This is a genomic window from Streptomyces sp. WZ.A104, assembly GCF_002382885.1.
Taxonomy (GTDB): domain Bacteria; phylum Actinomycetota; class Actinomycetes; order Streptomycetales; family Streptomycetaceae; genus Streptomyces.
Genome location: NZ_NWVL01000063.1, coordinates 1 through 16,445 on the forward strand (window position 1 = coordinate 1; position 16,445 = coordinate 16,445).

The 16,445-nt window shown below is 72.1% G+C and carries 14 protein-coding genes and 1 pseudogene; 9 read left to right on the forward strand and 6 right to left on the reverse strand.

Features of this window, described 5'->3' with window-relative positions:
- Positions 1-1,481, reverse strand: a 1,481-nt coding sequence (locus tag CIB93_RS27795) for a sensor histidine kinase KdpD (protein WP_096630809.1), incomplete at its 3' end; no start/stop codon positions are given.
- 422 nt (positions 1,482-1,903) lie between these two features.
- Here CIB93_RS27795 and CIB93_RS27800 point away from each other — a divergent pair.
- Positions 1,904-3,349: a glyceraldehyde-3-phosphate dehydrogenase gene (locus CIB93_RS27800; protein ID WP_096630810.1), complete on the forward strand. Its 1,446-nt coding sequence runs from the start codon at positions 1,904-1,906 to the stop codon at positions 3,347-3,349.
- 515 nt (positions 3,350-3,864) lie between these two features.
- On the opposite strand, the gene CIB93_RS27810 is transcribed toward CIB93_RS27800, so the two are convergent.
- Together CIB93_RS27810 and CIB93_RS27815 are read right to left on the reverse strand one after the other, a co-directional pair.
- Positions 3,865-4,293 carry a pyridoxamine 5'-phosphate oxidase family protein gene (locus tag CIB93_RS27810; RefSeq protein ID WP_096630812.1) on the reverse strand — a complete coding sequence of 143 codons (429 nt, stop codon included), beginning with the start codon at positions 4,291-4,293 and terminating at the stop codon, positions 3,865-3,867.
- Positions 4,294-4,402: 109 nt separating this feature from the next.
- Entirely contained in the window at positions 4,403-4,873 is a 471-nt protein-coding gene (locus CIB93_RS27815) for a hypothetical protein (protein WP_096630813.1), read from the reverse strand.
- 279 nt (positions 4,874-5,152) lie between these two features.
- On the opposite strand from CIB93_RS27815, the gene galE reads away from it, so the two are divergent.
- Together galE and CIB93_RS39690 are read left to right on the forward strand one after the other, a co-directional pair.
- Positions 5,153-6,142: a UDP-glucose 4-epimerase GalE gene (gene galE, locus CIB93_RS27820; protein ID WP_096630815.1), complete on the forward strand. Its 990-nt coding sequence runs from the start codon at positions 5,153-5,155 to the stop codon at positions 6,140-6,142.
- A 101-nt stretch (positions 6,143-6,243) separates the two neighbouring features.
- Positions 6,244-6,306 (forward strand): annotated as a pseudogene (locus CIB93_RS39690) (hypothetical protein); the annotation flags it as partial.
- A 773-nt stretch (positions 6,307-7,079) separates the two neighbouring features.
- Here CIB93_RS39690 and CIB93_RS27835 read toward each other — a convergent pair.
- Positions 7,080-8,279, reverse strand: a complete 1,200-nt coding sequence (locus CIB93_RS27835) for an MBL fold metallo-hydrolase (RefSeq protein ID WP_096630816.1) — start codon at positions 8,277-8,279, stop codon at positions 7,080-7,082.
- A 538-nt stretch (positions 8,280-8,817) separates the two neighbouring features.
- Between CIB93_RS27835 and CIB93_RS27840 the strand changes: the two genes are divergently transcribed.
- A complete protein-coding gene (locus CIB93_RS27840) occupies positions 8,818-9,444 on the forward strand; it encodes a TetR/AcrR family transcriptional regulator (protein WP_096630818.1) in 627 nt (208 codons plus the stop codon).
- Between the two features lie 11 nt (positions 9,445-9,455).
- Here the strand turns inward: CIB93_RS27840 and CIB93_RS27845 are convergent, their stop codons facing one another.
- The gene (locus CIB93_RS27845; RefSeq protein WP_096630819.1) at positions 9,456-10,457 is read right to left on the reverse strand and encodes a DUF6745 domain-containing protein; all 1,002 of its coding nucleotides are present in this window, start codon (positions 10,455-10,457) and stop codon (positions 9,456-9,458) included.
- Positions 10,458-10,547: 90 nt separating this feature from the next.
- Entirely contained in the window at positions 10,548-10,874 is a 327-nt protein-coding gene (locus tag CIB93_RS27850; RefSeq protein ID WP_096630821.1) for a hypothetical protein, read from the reverse strand.
- A gap of 219 nt (positions 10,875-11,093) precedes the next feature.
- Here CIB93_RS27850 and CIB93_RS27855 point away from each other — a divergent pair, with 219 nt between their 5' ends.
- The 5 genes from CIB93_RS27855 to CIB93_RS27875 are packed head-to-tail and all read left to right on the forward strand — an operon-like array spanning position 11,094 to position 16,440.
- Positions 11,094-12,056 (forward strand): STM4015 family protein, encoded by a 963-nt coding sequence (locus CIB93_RS27855; protein WP_096630822.1) that lies wholly within the window; start codon positions 11,094-11,096, stop codon positions 12,054-12,056.
- Between the two features lie 6 nt (positions 12,057-12,062).
- Positions 12,063-13,010: an STM4015 family protein gene (locus tag CIB93_RS27860; protein ID WP_096630824.1), complete on the forward strand. Its 948-nt coding sequence runs from the start codon at positions 12,063-12,065 to the stop codon at positions 13,008-13,010.
- Positions 12,991-14,148 carry an STM4014 family protein gene (locus CIB93_RS27865; RefSeq protein WP_096630825.1) on the forward strand — a complete coding sequence of 386 codons (1,158 nt, stop codon included), beginning with the start codon at positions 12,991-12,993 and terminating at the stop codon, positions 14,146-14,148. The genes CIB93_RS27860 and CIB93_RS27865 overlap by 20 nt, the downstream gene beginning before the upstream one ends.
- A gap of 34 nt (positions 14,149-14,182) precedes the next feature.
- Positions 14,183-15,058, forward strand: a complete 876-nt coding sequence (locus CIB93_RS27870) for an STM4013/SEN3800 family hydrolase (RefSeq protein WP_257002412.1) — start codon at positions 14,183-14,185, stop codon at positions 15,056-15,058.
- Positions 15,055-16,440, forward strand: coding sequence for an STM4012 family radical SAM protein (locus tag CIB93_RS27875; RefSeq protein ID WP_096630828.1), 1,386 nt, complete (start codon positions 15,055-15,057; stop codon positions 16,438-16,440). Before CIB93_RS27870 ends, CIB93_RS27875 begins: the two co-directional genes overlap by 4 nt.
- The last annotated feature ends 5 nt before the right edge of the window (positions 16,441-16,445 follow it).

Sequence of the window (16,445 nt, forward strand, 5' to 3'; positions counted from 1 at the left end):
GACGCGGGGGGCGTCGGCCGGTCGATACGCTCGGCGCGCAGCGGGAGGGGCGGGGCCTCGCCCGCCGGCGGCCCGGGGCGGTGGCCGTTCCGGCCGGGGGCGGGGGCCTGGGGCGGCTGGGCGGGACCTGCCGACCGGGTCGTAGGGCCGTGCGGCGGGGCGGATGGGGTCGTGCCTTCGACGGGCGGCCGGTGTACGGCGCCGGGAGGCGGCACGGGAGCGCCTTCGGGTGCCGGCCGCGCGTCGGGGTCGGCCCCGAGCAGCGACTGCGGGAGGACCAGGACCGCTTGCGTACCGCCGTAGATGTTGCTCTGGAGGCGGACCGCGATGCCGTGGCGGCGGGCCAGGGCGGAGACGACGAACAGGCCGATCCGGCCGTCCTGGAGGAGGTGGGCGACGTTGACCTGGTCGGGGTCGGAGAGCAGGGCGTTCATCCGCTTCTGCTCGTGGTCCGGCATCCCGAGGCCGCGGTCCTCCACCTCCAGGGCGAGCCCGGCGGTGACGTGCTGGACGCGCAGGAGGACCTGGGTGTGCGGGGCGGAGAACACGGTGGCGTTCTCGACGAGCTCGGCCAGCAGGTGGATCACGTCGGCGACGGCGTGGCCGCGCAGGGTGCCCTCTATCGGCGGGACCAGCTTGACCCGCGGATACTGCTCGACCTCGGCGATGGCCGAGCGCAGGACCTCGGTCATGGTGACCGGATTGCTCCACTGCCGCCGGGAGACGGCCCCGCCGAGGACGGCGAGGTTCTCCGCGTGGCGGCGGATGCGGGTGGCGAGGTGGTCGACGTGGAAGAGGCCCTTGAGGAGGTCGGGGTCCTCGACCTCGTGCTCCAGCTCGTCGAGGATCTGGATCTCGCGGTGGACGAGGGATTGCAGCCGCCGCGCGAGGTTGACGAAGACCTCGACCTTCTGCTCGTTGCCCGTGCTGCTGAAGAGCTGGGACGCCTGGACGACGGCGGTGACGGAGGCCTCCTGGGCCCGGGCCATCTCCTGCCCGAGCAGGTCGAAGGCGTCGCCGCCGGCCGCGGCGGGACCCGGTGGGCGGCGTGCGGGAACGGTCTCCCCGCTGCGGAGCTGCTCCACCACCCGTTGCAGCTCGGCCTGGCCCTGGGCGCTGACGCGCCGGAGGGCGAGGGCGCGGTCCAGGATCTGACCGGCCACCCGGTTGGCGCCGAGGTAGGCGGCCGCGACGGCGGCGACCGCCAGGGCCGCCGATCCGCCGAGGGCGGCCCAGAGGCTGGGTGTGGTGGCGACGGCTCCGGCCCGGATGGTGAAGATGACGGCCGCGGCTCCGCTGAGCACGGCGGCGATGGCCGGGAGCAGCGCGGTCCGCAGCAGTTGAGGGCGTATCCGGGCCTCGGGGGAAGGCTGGGCGGCACGCGGCCTGTTCGCGGCCGGGTGGGCACGGTTGCCGGGGCGGCCGTGCCGCCCGCCCTCACGGCGGTCCGGTCGCGCTTCGGGTGCGCGAAGTTGAGACATCAGCGTCCTCGGTACAGGGAGCACCGGGGAGCGGCGGCGGTGTCGGCATCCATACGGCGGCCCCTACGGTGGTCGGTCAGGCTCGGGTCATCGGTCGGGCAGGCCCGAACGTTATGAGCCCACCGTTGATCACCGGGCACACACGGTAGTCGTCAATGACGTATGCGCGACGGGCAGTTGTCGAACTTGCCCGCCATCCGTCCCACTCTGGTATGACCACTCGCACGCACGCCCGATTGCACCCGATTGACCCCGGATCGACATGCACCACCAACGACTGCTCACATGCTGGACACCGCGAGCGCCCGGGCGCCGCGCGAAGGCGCCGGCTCATCGGTTTACCCGCAGGTAGGGCACCGCCCGACGGACCGGAAGGGCAGGCGGTTACCATATGAGCGCCGCCTAGCTCGAAAGATAAACTTGTGACTGTCAATGACGACTCGTTCACCAACTGGATGCACCGCGAGGAGATCGCGGAGTCGATGATCCCGATCATCGGGAAGCTGCACCGCGAGCAGGACGTCAATGTCCTGCTGCACAGCCGCTCCCTGGTGAACAAGTCGGTGGTCAGCATCCTCAAGACGCACCGCTTCGCCCGGCAGATCGCGGGCGAGGAGCTCTCGGTCACCGAGACGATGCCCTTCCTCAAGGCTCTGACGACGCTCGATCTCGGCCCCTCCCAGATCGACATAGGCATGCTGGCCGCGACGTACCGGGCCGACGGGCGCGGACTCTCGGTCGAGGAGTTCACCGCCGAGGCCGTCGCCGGGGCGACCGGCGAGAACAAGATCGAGCGGCGCGAGTCGCGCGATGTCGTGCTCTACGGCTTCGGCCGCATCGGCCGGCTTCTGGCCCGACTGCTCATCGAGAAGGCCGGTTCGGGCAACGGCCTGCGCCTGCGGGCCATCGTCGTCCGCAAGGGCTCCGGCCAGGACATCGTCAAGCGCGCCTCGCTGCTGCGGCGCGACTCCATCCACGGTCAGTTCCAGGGCACGATCACCGTCGACGAGGCGAACAGCAAGATCATCGCCAATGGCAACGAGATCAAGGTGATCTACTCCGACGATCCGACGACGGTCGACTACACGGCGTACGGCATCAAGGACGCCATCCTGATCGACAACACCGGCCGGTGGCGCGACCGCGAGGGTCTCTCCAAGCACCTCCAGCCGGGTATCGCCAAGGTCGTGCTCACCGCACCGGGCAAGGGCGACGTCCCCAACATCGTGCACGGCGTCAACCACGACACGGTCAAGCCGGACGAGCGGATCCTGTCCTGCGCGTCCTGCACGACCAACGCGATCGTCCCGCCCCTGAAGGCGATGGCGGACGAGTACGGCGTTCTGCGCGGGCACGTGGAGACGGTCCACTCGTACACCAACGACCAGAACCTGCTGGACAACTACCACGGTTCGGACCGTCGCGGCCGTTCGGCGGCGCTCAACATGGTCATCACCGAGACCGGGGCCGCCTCGGCCGTGGCCAAGGCGCTGCCCGACCTGGACGCCCCGATCACCGGCAGCTCGATCCGCGTCCCGGTGCCGGACGTCTCGATCGCGATCCTCAGCCTGCGGCTGGAGCGCGAGACCACCCGCGAGGAGGTCCTCGACTACCTGCGCAACGTGTCGCTGGCCTCGCCGCTCAAGCGCCAGATCGACTTCATCAGCGCGCCGGACGCGGTCTCCAGCGACTTCATCGGCTCGCGCCACGCCTCGATCGTCGACGCGGGCGCCACCAAGGTCGACGGCGACAACGCGATCCTCTACCTCTGGTACGACAACGAGTTCGGCTACTCGTGCCAGGTCATCCGGGTCGTCCAGCACGTCTCCGGGGTGGAGTACCCGACGTTCCCGGCCCCGGCGGTCTGACCCCGGCGGCAGGCATGCACGTCCCCGGTGCCCGGCAGGTCCGCCTGCCGGGCACCGGCCTTTGTACGCGAAGGGCACCGGCGTCCGCCCGGGGCGGGGCCGCCCGTCACAGGCGTCGGCGTCCAGCCCGGTCAGCGGTGCCCATGCGTAACGCAGGGCCCTCGCCACGGCCAGGTCCCGGGTGTGCCGCGACCGGCGGGCGTACACCCGCCGCTTGCCCTGGCACCGCTCGGCGTTGACGCCGTCCAGGTCGGACCGGGCGTCCGCGCCGGGCGCGGCGCGACCCACGGCATCCACGGCGCGCCTGCCCCGCTCCGGATCGCGGCAGGTCAGCAGCGTACGCGTGCCCGAGCGGGCCGACACGAGAGCGGGGACCGCGCCGATGCCGCCGTTCGCACCCGCGACCACCGCGGTGGCGCCGGTGAGGTGGGGCACGTCGTCAAGGGTCCGGGAGCGCATGGGGCCCGCCTCCCCTGTCAGGCCGCCGCGACCCGTGAGGGGGAGGCTCGGAACCCTCAGAGCCGGCCGAGGTCCGAGCTGACCCAGTGCTCGGGCCGCAGGGTGATCACCACCTGCTCACCGTGGTTCTCCCAGGCGAAGTCCACGTAACCGGCGACCTTCTCGGCCGGAAGATAGCGCGCCGACACCTCCTCCAGGTCCGCACGCGTGGCGGGGCGGGTGTCGATGACGGGGCCCTCGACGGAGACGTACCGGATCGTCGGTTCGAGCCGATCGACCAGCAGCGTGAACCGGCCTGCCGCGCCGATCAGTTCGGCCTTGCGCGAGGTGCGGCCGGTCATGATCCACACATCGGCGCCGGGGGTGTACTGGTACCAGATGGGCACGCTGAGCGGCGCCCGGCCGCTGTCCCGCGCCGCCACGGCCAGGGCGGCCACGTGGGGCTCGGCGAGGAACTGTTCGCGCTCTTCACGGGTGAGTGCCACGGCAAACTCCTTCGTACGGGGATTCGGGGGGGGCTGCCCCAGTGTGCCCTGAGGCATCGGGCTCGCCCCTGGTGCCGCGCCCGTAGGGCCTGTCGTCCGCGCCCTCCCCCTACGCGGCTCGGGCCTCCCCCTCGGCGCGCCGCACCACAGCCGCGCCGCGCAGTGCGACGGCGCACCAGACGGCCACCAGCACCAGGGCCGCGAGAGCCAGGGCGGCGACTTCGAGGGGCCCTGGCCGCCACCCGAGGGAGAGCCGTGTGCCGATCAGCACGACGCCGACGACGACCTTCTCCGGGGAGTAGACCGGAACCCTCGCCGCCACATACCGCAGAACGGCCGCAAGCCCCAGGCCGATCGCGCTCCAGGCGACCAGATACGGCCAGAGCGCTCCCGGAGCGGCGGGCGGCAGCCCGTACTCCTCGGGGCCGATACGGAACAGGGCGCCGAGCCACCCCAGCACGACCCCCGCGGCGGTGACACCCACCACCCACAGGGCATGGCGCCACAGGGGGCCGGGGCGCACGGTCTCGTCCTCGTCCAGGGCGTCGACGGGGCCGGAGGAGGCAGCAAGGTCTGTCACGCTCCGTCAGACGCATGACACCCGCCGGGCGTTGCTCACCCGAGGAACCGGGGTCGGGGTCGTCCCCGCCGATGCGGCGCACGGCGGCCGACACACCGCCCCCCGAACGACCCAGTCATCGAGTGATATTCATATCGATCATTAAATCTGCCCATACTGTCTCCCCGCGTTTGGTGAGAGCACTCCGCTCATCCGCCCGTCCGGCCGCCTGCCGTGCGGTCATCCGTGCGGGCCGAACGTGAGCGTGAGACCTTCCCTCCTCATTCCTGAAGAGACACAATGCGTGTTGCCGTAACCGGTGGCGGTGGTTTCCTTGGGTCCCATCTGTGCGAAGCGCTCCTGCGGCGCGGTGACTCGGTGGTGTGCCTGGACAATTTCTCGACGAGCGATCCCACGAACATCGCCCACCTCGTGTCCGACCCGTCCTTCGTTCTCCAGCACACCGACGTGAGCGTTTCCGTGGAGGTCGCCGGAGGCGTCGACGCCGTCGCCCACCTGGCGTCCCCCGCCTCCCCGCCCGACTACCCGAGACAGCCGCTGGAGACCCTCGCGGTCGGCAGCCGGGGCACCGAGAACACCCTGCGACTCGCTCTGCGCCATGACGCCCGCTTCGTCCTCGCGTCGACCAGCGAGATCTACGGCGACGCGACGACCGTTCCGCTGACCGAGGAATCCCCCGCAGCGCCGACCAACCCGTACGCCGGCACCAAGTGGACCTGTGAGCAGGTACTCGCAGACCTGTGCCGGCGTGTGCCCGACTTGCGCGTGCTGGCACTGCGGTACTTCAATCCGGCCGGCGCCCACCCCACCGGGCTGCTCGGCGAGGACCCGCGTGGTGTGCCGAACAACATCATGCCCTTCCTGGCCCAGGTGGCCGTGGGCCGCCGTGCGGAGCTGAAGGTGTTCGGCGACGACTATCCGACGCCCGACGGCACAGGTGTGCGCGACTACATCCATGTCGCGGATGTCGCCGACGGGCACCGGGGGGCGCTCGACCACATCGACGACGAACCCGGCATGCGGGTCTTCAACCTCGGTACCGGCCGCGGCGCCTCCGTCCTGGAGCTCGTACGCACCTTCGAGCAAGTGTCGGGGCGGGCGGTTCCGCACCGCGTCGCCGCGAGCCGGCCCGGTGACGTCGCGGAACTCGTCGCCGATCCGGCCAAGGCCGCAGCGGCGTGGGGCTGGAGCGCACGGCATGATCTGGCCGCGATGTGCCGCGACGCGTGGACCTTCCAGCAGCAGAACGCGTACGGCTACGCCCCCTGACCCGCCCGCTCCTTCGCACCCCCGCCCCCCACACAGGAGAACAGCGCATGCGGCTGACCGTCATCGGTACGGGATACCTCGGAGCTGTGCACGCCGCGTGCATGGCCGACATCGGGCACGACGTCCTCGGTGTCGACGTCGACACCGAAAGGATCACGGTCCTCTCGGAAGGCAGACCTCCGTTCTACGAGCCGGGTTTCGCTGATGCGTACGTCTCCGTAGCCCGCGGTGGCCCCCTTCTCCGCGCCGATGCTGATGCCGTTCTGGAAGCCGCGCGCCTCCACATCGGTGATCCTGATGTGGTCGAGCCGACGGCCGCCCGGAAGGCTGTTGCGGAAGGCGATGCCCACCCCTTCCCGCAGCGCCTTGGCGTCCCCGACCAGCGAGACGTTCCTGACCTCGACGCCTGCGGTGTTGCGCACGGTGATGCCGGAACTGCCACGTGGCGCGATCGTGGCGCGGCCCTTGCCGTAGGACTCGATCACGACGGGCTGGGCCGGACTGCCCGCCTCGCCCTTGTCCAGCGTGACACTGCCGCGGAACCGCGCGCCGCCCTTGAGCCGGAGCCGGTCGCCGGGCTGGAAGCGCACACTGTTCGCGTGGTCGAGGGTCCGCCAGGGCTTCTCCGGGGAGAGGCCGTCGTTCCCGTCGTCCCCGTCCGGGCTGACGTAGAACACGTACGGACCACCGGTGGCGGGGCGGGGCGGCCGGTAGACCCCGGGGACGTCGCACCCGGTCAGCAGCAGGAGTGCCGCGACCGAGACCCCGGCGGCGACTTTCGTCACCGCGCTCCGCTTCACCGCGTTCAAGAGCTCCCCCTAGGGACGTTTCCGGGTCACATCCAGCACACAACGCACCAGAGTGCCAGAAATGACCCTTATAAAACGCCCGCGACGGCGCGGCATCCGAGTCACGTCACGGGCGCCCCCGCCGGCCCTCAGCGATCACCCGCGAGGTCGAGGTCGCGCTGGGGGGCATCATCGGGAATCCTGGCGGTCCGGGGCGACCGCCACGAGGGGGCGACGGGCCGGGACACCCCGCGCCACCAGGGGTCGGATGGCAGCTCCCCCGAAGGCTCGAACGGTTCGCCCGGCCGGGGGAACGCCATGGCCTGGCCCTCCTCCTCGCCGGCGTCCCTGGACCACTCGGCCGGCTCCGCCCAGGCATGCGGCGCCAGGTTGAAGGTGCCCCAGTGGATCGGCAGCATCACGCCGTGCGGACGGCCGCCCTGGAGATCCAGGTGGGCGCGCATCCCCTCGGCCGGGGTCATGTGGATGTCCGGCCAGTACTCCGAGTACGCACCGATCTGGATCATGGTCGCGTCGAAGGGCCCGTGCTCGGCGCCGATGTCCCGGAAGCCGGGGAAATACCCGGTGTCCCCGCTGTGGTAGATCCGGTGCTCCGGGCCCGCGACGGCCCACGAGGCCCAGAGGGTGTGCTGCTGGTTGCGCAGTCCGCGGCCGCAGAAGTGGCGGGCCGGGGTGGCGGTGAGGCTGATCCCGGCGACCTTCACGGTCTCGTTCCAGTCGAGCTCGCGCAGCCGGTCGGCGGGCACGCCCCAGCGCTCCAGGTGGGCCCCGACGCCGAGCGGCACGGCGAAGACGGTGTCCGTGCCCGCCAGCGCCCGGATCGTCGGCAGGTCGAGGTGGTCGTAGTGGTCGTGCGAGATCACGACGACATCGACGGGACCGAGTACGCCCAGCGGCAGCGGCACGGGGTGCAGGCGCTTGGGCCCGGCGAACGGGAACGGGGAACAGCGCTCGCCCCAGACCGGGTCGAACAGCACCCGGCGGCCGTCGATCTCCGCGAGGACGCTGGAGTGCCCCATCCAGGTCAGCCGCAGCCCCGTCGCGGGCGGTGCGGCCAGATCGGCGAGGGTCGTCGGGTGGACGGGCACGGTGCCGGTGGGCGCTCTGCGGGCCCGCTGCTCCTTCTGGAAGTAGATCTTCGCGAACTCCAGCGTGGAGCCGGAGGGCCGGGTCCGGGCGCCCACCGGGTTCTGGAACGTCCCGTCGACGAAATTCGGTGAGCGGCGGATGCGCTCCATCCGCGCTCCGGCCGGATCAGCCCCGAAGGACTCGGTGCGCATCGAACGAATTTTCGTTCGGAGGGTGGGGAAGTAGTCAGCGCCGGTCACAACATCTCCTGAGGGAGTCGGTGTCGTCTCATTATGGTCGGGCTGTACGGCAAGGCGAGAAATGGATGGTGAACGGAGCAGCCGATCCGGCCACCGGCCGCGGGCGGTCGCCCCCGTCCGGATACTCGCCCCGCGCATCCCGGTGCTCACTGATCAGGACCTGCGCCACGGCATCGTCCGACGACCTCCGGCCGAGGTTCGGCCGTGCTCCCTCCGTGGGTTCCCAACCCGTCATGCACGATCCAACGTCCGGGTGAACCGGAGGATTCCGACCCCCTCGGCCGGTCCTGTCACTTCCCTCGGCCCCCGTTACGTCCTCGTGGTGAACGTCGCGTCCCGGGCCCGGCCCGCCGGGACTGCCGCCGGCCACCGAGCCGCCGCCCGTGCCGCCGCTGACCTGGCCCATTGGTCGAGGGCTGTCCCGTCATCCCTGGTGGATCAGCGCGCGGCGCCAGATGTGGTGCACCGCACGGCGGAGCGACGTCCGCATACGGCGTGCGCCCGCCAGGGATGACGGGACAGCCCTTAAGGTGACCCGATGGCACGAGTCCGGTTGAACGTGGCGGAGCGGCGTGAGGAGCTGTTGCGCGCGGCGGTCGAACAGATCAAGATCCGGGGCGTCTGCGCCGTGCGCATCGCCGATGTCGCCTCGGTGCTGGGCGTGAGCAACGCGCTCGTTCTCTACCATTTCTCGACCAAGGAGAAGCTGGTCGCCGCCGCCTTCACGTACGCGGCCGAGGCCGATCTCTCCCACCTCCGCAAGCTGTTGGCCCGCCGGACCACGGCCGTACGGCGGCTGCGGTCGGCCGTGCGGTGGTACGCGCCGACGGGTCAGGCCAAGGGGTGGCGGCTGTGGATCGAGGGGTGGGCGGCAGCCCTTCGTGACCCCGCCCTCCGCGAGGTCGCGGGCGACCTCGACCAGAAGTGGAAGACCGAGCTGGCCAAGGTCATCGAGGAGGGCGCGGCCGCCGGTGAGTTCCGGTGCGAGGACCCCCGGTCGGCGGCCTGGCGCCTGACGGCACTGCTGGACGGACTGGCCGTGCAGATGACCTCGTACGCGGGTCCGCTCTCGCGGGCCACGATGCTGCGGTGGACCGATGAGGCGCTCGCCCGCGAGCTGGGCATCGACCCCGCGGCCCTGACCGGCTCCCCCGCCGACGGCTGACCGCCCGGACCTCAGGTCTGGCGCACCGGTGCGTACGCCGCTCCCTCCAGGCCGAACGTCCAGGCGACGCCGTCCTTGGCGGTCCGGGTCGTCGGCGGAACGCGCAGCCAGTACGTGCGGTGCGTTCCGTCCGGCTCGGGGGTGGAGTTGACCACCTCGACCATCACGACGTCCTCGTCGCCGTCCAGGGCTATGCGCCAGAGGATGCCCGTCTCGTCGCGGTGGACGGGCTCGGCGCCCGACTCCGTGAGATACCGGTCGTAGCCGTAGTACTCCAGCATCACGCGGCGCAGTTCCGCGTTCTCCTCGGCCCGTATCCGCTCGGGCGTGAGGGTGGACAGCTCGGCCAGGAACGCGGCGGGGACCGGCATGCCGCGCCAGGCGTACAGGGCGAAGCCGTCCCCGTAGGCGAGGGCCGGTCCCTCGCCGTGGTCGAGGCGGCCCGCCTCGTCGCGGTGGAGGACGTCGGGCCGCTCGGCGATCACGACGGCCCGCTCGTACGGCCACCACCAGCCGGCGTTGCGGGCCACCTCCGCGAGGCCCGTCAGCCGGTCGCCGCGGCCGTCGAACGCGGCGAGCCAGGCGGCGTCGTGCTGGCCGAGCACGGCGTCGAGGAGCACCAGGCGCACGTCACCCTCATCCTCCGGCCGTACGGCCAGATCGGCGACGACACCAGTCCGTATCCGCTCGGCGAGCGCGGCCGTGGTCTCCCACAGCTGCGCGCCCGTCGCGGACCAGAGCGCCGACCAGCCCGCCGGGCCGAGCTCGTCGTACATCCGGCGGCGTTCCTCGGCCCACGGCCGGGTGCGGACCTCTTCGCGGACCGAGCGTCCGGCGTCGGTCAGCTTCTCCACGGTCTCGACGGCGGCCCGGGGCGATGCGGCCCAGACGATCCGGTCCGGCTCGGCCAGGCCCGCGGTGCGATAGGCGCGTCGCACTCCGGCCTCGGCCGCCGCCCGGTCCGCCCGGCCGGTCGCCGCCGCCACGTTCCGCCAGGAATTCACATGCTGCATCGGTTGTCCCCGTCCCCTGCTGTCACTCGTTCGTGCTTGTTCGCGCTGGCTTGTGTCGCTCTGGATGTCCGTGCTCGCCGCACGGTGCGGTCAGTCCGCCACGATGCGGACCGCCCCCGGCGCGTACTCCCGCTGCCGCACGACGCGGAACCAGCCCTGCGGAAGCGCGATCGTGGCGTGCTCCTCGTGGACGACTCGTCCGCCCTCGGGGAGATGCAGCAGCATCGGGCCGAACGGGCCCGCCTCCCGGATCAGCCGTCCGGGCCCCTGCACGGCGTGCGCGTGGCCGGTGACTTCGCCCAGCGCGAGCACCAACCGCCCCCGCCCGTCGCGCAGTTCGCCAGGAGCCTCCAGGAACGGAGCGGGCACAGCCGACTCCTCCAGCGCCATGATCAGTACATCGCCCTGCCGGTACACAGACGTCTCCCCTCGGTCGCGGCACACGCTGTGCCGACCACGGGAAAAACGCTACGGGCAGGGTCTGACAACGGGCCGTCGCACGGGGTTCGCAGGGGTACGGCCCGGGCCCGGAACAGGACCGGCCCCGGCTCGGACCGATCCCGGTCGCGGCGTTGTCAGTGCGGCTTGATAGACCTTGCGGACATCAGCAGTCCCCACGATCAGGAGCTCAGGGCCATGTACGGTGCGCAGCATCTGCACGAGTTCGGCGGCCTTCCGGCCGTCGACTTCCAGCACACGACCGACGGGGCCGCCCAGCCCGCCGCCGACACCGTGGCCTGGCGTGTCTCCGTCGATCCGTACGGGGAGGACGAGGGCCGGGACCGGCCCTGGGAGGACGAGTTCAACGACTTCCTGGACACGGTCGACCCGGCCGGGGTCCGGGCCCTGATCATCGGCCAGTGGGGCGAGGCGTACGAGGAGGACTCCTCCGTCCCGATCGGTCTGGTGCTCGCCGCCGCCGACCGGCTGACCTCGCTGGAGGCGGTGTTCGTCGGGGATCTGGAGGCGGAGCAGGCCGAGATCACCTGGATCGAACAGTCCGATGTCACGGCCCTGTTGGCCGCCTTTCCGGCGCTGGCGGAGTTCGGGGTGCGCGGCGGCACCGATCTGGTGTTCCCGCCGACCCGGCACGAGCGGCTGCGGTCCCTGACCATCCAGGCGGGCGGCCTCCCCGTCCAGGTGGTGCGCGGAGTGCTGGACAGCGAACTGCCGGCGCTGGAGCGGCTGGACCTCTGGCTCGGGGTGTCCGCCTACGGCGGCGACACCGAGGTGGCGGACCTGGCTCCGCTGCTCTCCGGCACCCGTTTTCCCCGGCTGAGCCACCTGGGCCTGCGCAACAGCGAGGTGCAGAACGAGATCGCGGCGGCGGTCGCTTCGGCGCCGGTCGTCGCCCGGCTCACGACGCTCGACCTGTCGAACGGGACGCTGGGCGACGAGGGCGCGGCCGCGCTCCTCGAAGGGCAGCCGCTCACCCACCTGGACGTGCTCGACCTCCACCATCACTTCCTCACCGAGGCCATGGAGGAACGGGTACGTACGGCCCTGGAGCCGCACGGGGTGCGCGTCGACCTGTCCGAGCGGAACAAGCCGTGGGACGACCGGGGCGCCGAGGGCCGCTACACCGCCGTGTCGGAGTGAGGGGCCATGGACTACATCGGTATCCGGCATCCTGACCACTTCCACGGCCTGCCGGTCCATACGGCGGCGGTGTCCGTGCCCCTGCCCGCCGCCGACGCGGTGGCCTGGCGGCTGCAGTGCGACTACGGCGAGGAGACGGACTTCGCCGCCCTGTGGCAGCAGTTCCTGGACACCGTGGACACAGCGCGGGTCCGGGCGCTCCTCATCGGCCCCTGGTGGCGTGAGGGGTACACACCGTTCGCCCCCGTGAGGGATCTGCTCGTCGCCCACGCGGACCGTTTCCCGGCTCTGCGCGGGCTCTTCCTCGCCGATGTGGTGGGCGAGGAGTGCGAGGTGTCGTGGCTGCCCATGTGCGACATCACACCGGTGCTCGAAGCGCTGCCGCTGCTGGAGGAGTTCACGGTGCGCGGCTGCGGCGCGGAGGATCTCCGGCTCCGCCCTCTGCGCCATACGGCCCTGAAGTCGCTGCGCTTCGAGTCCGGCGGGCTGCCCGGCGAGCTGGTGCGGGCGGTCGCCGCGAGCGAACTGCCCGCGCTGGAGCGGCTGGACCTGTGGTTCGGCAGCTCGTGGTACGGCGGCGATGCCACCGTCCAGGACGTCGCACCGGTCCTGTCGGGCAGCGCGTTCCCCCGGCTGCGCCACCTGGGGTTGCAGAACAGCGAGACCCAGGACGAGATCGCCGCCGCCGTGGCGTCCGCACCCGTCGTCGCCCAGCTGGAGACCCTCGCCCTGTCCATGGGCACCCTCAGCGACACGGGCGGCGAGGCCCTGCTGAACGGGCAGCCGCTGAGCCACCTGTCCACGCTCGACCTGCGCCACCACTACCTCACCGAACCGGTGCTGGACCGCATCAGGACCGCCTGCGCCCCAGCCCTGGTGGAGGGCGGCGAGGCCGAGGAGGACTACGGGGACCCGGACGACGAACCGGAGCGCTATGTCGCCGTCAGCGAGTAGCCCCGGGAGCACGGAGGCGCCGCGCTTCGCCGTCGTGGGCAATCCGGACAACCGCCGGGTCACCTTCTTCCGGGAGGCCGTCCGGGCCGCCGGGCTGCGCCCGGCCCGGGTCGTGCCCTGGCTCCGGGTGCTGCGCGGGGAGGCGGTGTTCCGCCCGGGCGAGAGCGTTCGCATCGATTCGCCGGGCGAGAACGCCGAGGTGGAGCGGCTGCTGCGCGGGGTGGACGACCCGACCCGGGTGGAGGGGTCGGGCCGGTGGTACGCCGCCTTCACCTCGGCGGTCGACGCGGTGGCGCGCGCGGCGCCGGCTGCGGGTGCCGAGGTGCTCGGCTCCCCGGCCGACATCGCGGTGCTCTTCGACAAGCGGCTGTGCCACGGTGTGCTGGACGGCGCGGGGGTCCCCGTGCCCGCGTCGCCGACGTCCGGTCCGGGCGCGCCCGCCGTGCACGGATGGCCCGACGTACGGGAGTTGATGCGCGGGCACCGGATGCCCCGGGTGTTCGTGAAGCTCGCGCACGGTTCCTCCGCCTCGGGGGTGCTGGCCGTGGAGTCGGCGGGCCCCGGCCGGGTCCGGGCGAGCACCTCGGTGGAACGGGACGCCGAGGGGCGGCTGTTCAACTCGCTGCGGGTCCGCCGGTACACCACGGAGCGGGAGGTGGGCCGCATCGTGGACGCGCTGGCCCCGGACGGGCTGCACATCGAGCGCTGGGTACCGAAGGCGTCCCAGCGGGGGCGGGCCGCGGATCTGCGGATCGTGGTGATCGGCGGCCGGGCGACGCACGCCGTGGTGCGGACGAGCACGGGCCCCATGACCAATCTGCATCTCGGCGGCGTGCGCGGTGATCTCGACGAGGTCCGGGCGGCCGTGTCGGCGGCGGGCGGCTCCTGGCGCGAGGCGCTGTCGATGTGCGAGCGGGCGGCGGCCTGCTTCCCCGGCACGCCGTGCGTGGGGGTCGATCTGCTGCCCACGGCCGGCTGGCGGCGCTTCGCCGTCGGCGAGGTCAACGCCTTCGGCGATCTGCTGCCGGGACTGACCGGTCTGCCGGGCAGCGGGGCCGAGGGCCTGGACACCTATGCGGCGCAGGTCGCCGCCGTACTGGACCGAGCGAGGAACCACCGTGCTGTCACCGCTTCCTGACCCCGCCGCGACCCCTGAAACCGGCCGGCCCGATATGAGCGAGGTCGTCGGCAGTCACGACCTGCTGCTGGTCACCCTGGACACCCTGCGCCACGATGTCGCCGTCGAGCTGGCGGCCGCCGGGCGCATCCCCCACCTGGCCCGGTATCTGCCCGGCGGCCGGTGGGAGGAACGGCATGCTCCGGGGAGCTTCACCTACGCCTCGCACCAGGCGATGTTCGCCGGGTTCCTGCCGACGCCCGCCTCCCCGGGGCCGCATCCGCGGCTGTTCGCGGCGCGGTTCGCGGGCAGTGAGACGACGGCGGACGGCACGTTCGTCTTCGACACCCCGGACCTGGTGTCGGGGCTGGCCGCCGAGGGCTATCGCACGGTGTGCATCGGCGGGGTCGGCTTCTTCAACCGCCAGGGGCCGCTCGGTTCGGTGCTGCCCGGGATGTTCCAGGAGAGCCACTGGGAGTCCGGCTTCGGCGTCGCCTCACCCACCTCGTTCGAGGAACAGGTGACCCGGGCGGAGGAGGTCGTCGCGGCGCTCCCCCGGGAGCAGCGGCTGTTCCTCTTCGTCAACGTGTCGGCACTGCATCAGCCGAACTGGTTCCATCTGCCCGGCGCGACCCGTGAGGCGGGCGACTCGCGCGCCACGCACGCGGCCGCCCTGGAGTACGTCGACCGGCACATCGGCCGACTCTTCGCCGCGGCGAGCAGCCGCCGCCGGTGTTTCGCCATCGTCTGTTCCGACCACGGCACCGCCTACGGCGACGACGGCTACACCGGTCACCGGCTCGGCCACCCGGCCGTCTGGACCGTCCCGTACGCCCACTTCTTCCTCGACCCGCCCGCATCTCCCACACCACCCGCATCAGCAGCACCGCTCGAACCGCCCGCACCGCTCGACCCCGGGACCGCCCGATGACGATCACCACCAGCACCCCCGCGCCACCCGCCGTCCGGCCGTACGAGAGTTACGTCTACGCCTATCCGCACAAGACGGCCTACCGCCCGCTGGCGGACCGGCCCGCGCTGCGCGATCTCTGGGCGGCGGAGCCGAAGGACGCCCTGTCCCTCTATCTCCACATACCCTTCTGCGAGGTCCGCTGCGGCTTCTGCAACCTCTTCACCCGGATCGGCGCGCCCGAGGAACTGACGACGCGCTATCTCGACGCCCTGGACCGGCAGGCGGCGGCCGTTCGGGAAGCGCTGGGCGACGAGGGTCCTGTGCGGTTCGCGGCGGCGGCCTTCGGCGGCGGGACGCCGACCTTCCTCACCGCCGGTGAGCTGGAGCGGCTCTGCGACACAGCGGAGAAGCGGATGGGCGCCGAACTGCGCTCGGTGCCGCTGTCGGTGGAGACCTCCCCGTCCACCGCGACGGCCGACCGGCTGGCCGTGCTGGCCGACCGGGGTGCGACCCGGGTCAGCATCGGCGTACAGAGCTTCGTGGACGCCGAGGCGCGGGCCGCCGTCCGTCCGCAGCGCCGGGCCGATGTGGAGGCGGCGCTCGGCCGGATCCGCGAGGCGGCGATCCCGGTGCTGAACATCGACCTGATCTACGGCATCGACGGGCAGACCGAGCGCAGCTGGCTCGCCTCGCTGGACGCGGCGCTGGCCTGGCGGCCCGAGGAGCTGTATCTCTATCCGTTGTACGTCCGCCCGCTCACCGGCCTCCACCGCCTGGGTACGGCGGTCGGTCCGGACTCGGAGGCGCTGGAGCAGACCGCCTGGGACGAACAGCGGCTGCGGCTGTACGCGGTCGGCCGGGACCATCTGCTGGCGCACGGCTACGAGCAGGTGTCGATGCGGATGTTCCGGCGCGCCGACGCCCCCCGCGAGGCGCAGGACGGGCCGGAGGACTACGCCTGCCAGACCGACGGCATGATCGGCCTGGGCTGCGGAGCCCGTTCCTACACGGCGGGACTGCACTACTCCTTCGACTACGCGGTGGACATGCGGGAGATCCGGTCGATCATCGACCGCTTCACCGCCACCGATGACTTCTCGCGCGCCGAGGTCGGCCGGTTCGTGGACGCCGACGAGGCGCGCCGGAGGCATCTGCTCCAGTCGCTGCTCCAGGCGGCGGGGCTGCCGGTCGCCGACTACCGCGCGCGGTTCGGCACGGACCCGGGGGCGGACTTCCCGGCCGAGCTGGCCAAGTTCGCGGCCCGGGGCTGGCTGGACCGGGCGGCGCCGGACGGGCTGCTGCGGCTGTCCCCGCTGGGCCTGGCCCACTCCGACGCGTTGGGACCCGCCCTGTTCTCCCCCGGAGTGCGGGCCGCGATGGCCGCGTACGAGCGGAAGTGACCGGG

What these genes read in the sequence shown, in the direction of transcription:
- CIB93_RS27860 (WP_096630824.1), top strand. Translation starts at nt 12,063, where the DNA reads ATGGACTACATCGGTATCCGGCATCCTGACCACTTCCACGGCCTGCCG.
- CIB93_RS27870 (WP_257002412.1), top strand. Translation starts at nt 14,183, where the DNA reads ATGAGCGAGGTCGTCGGCAGTCACGACCTGCTGCTGGTCACCCTGGAC.
- CIB93_RS27875 (WP_096630828.1), top strand. Translation starts at nt 15,055, where the DNA reads ATGACGATCACCACCAGCACCCCCGCGCCACCCGCCGTCCGGCCGTAC.
- galE (WP_096630815.1), top strand. Translation starts at nt 5,153, where the DNA reads ATGCGTGTTGCCGTAACCGGTGGCGGTGGTTTCCTTGGGTCCCATCTG.
- CIB93_RS27855 (WP_096630822.1), top strand. Translation starts at nt 11,094, where the DNA reads ATGTACGGTGCGCAGCATCTGCACGAGTTCGGCGGCCTTCCGGCCGTC.
- CIB93_RS27840 (WP_096630818.1), top strand. Translation starts at nt 8,818, where the DNA reads ATGGCACGAGTCCGGTTGAACGTGGCGGAGCGGCGTGAGGAGCTGTTG.
- CIB93_RS27845 (WP_096630819.1), bottom strand. Translation starts at nt 10,457, where the DNA reads ATGCAGCATGTGAATTCCTGGCGGAACGTGGCGGCGGCGACCGGCCGG.
- CIB93_RS27865 (WP_096630825.1), top strand. Translation starts at nt 12,991, where the DNA reads ATGTCGCCGTCAGCGAGTAGCCCCGGGAGCACGGAGGCGCCGCGCTTC.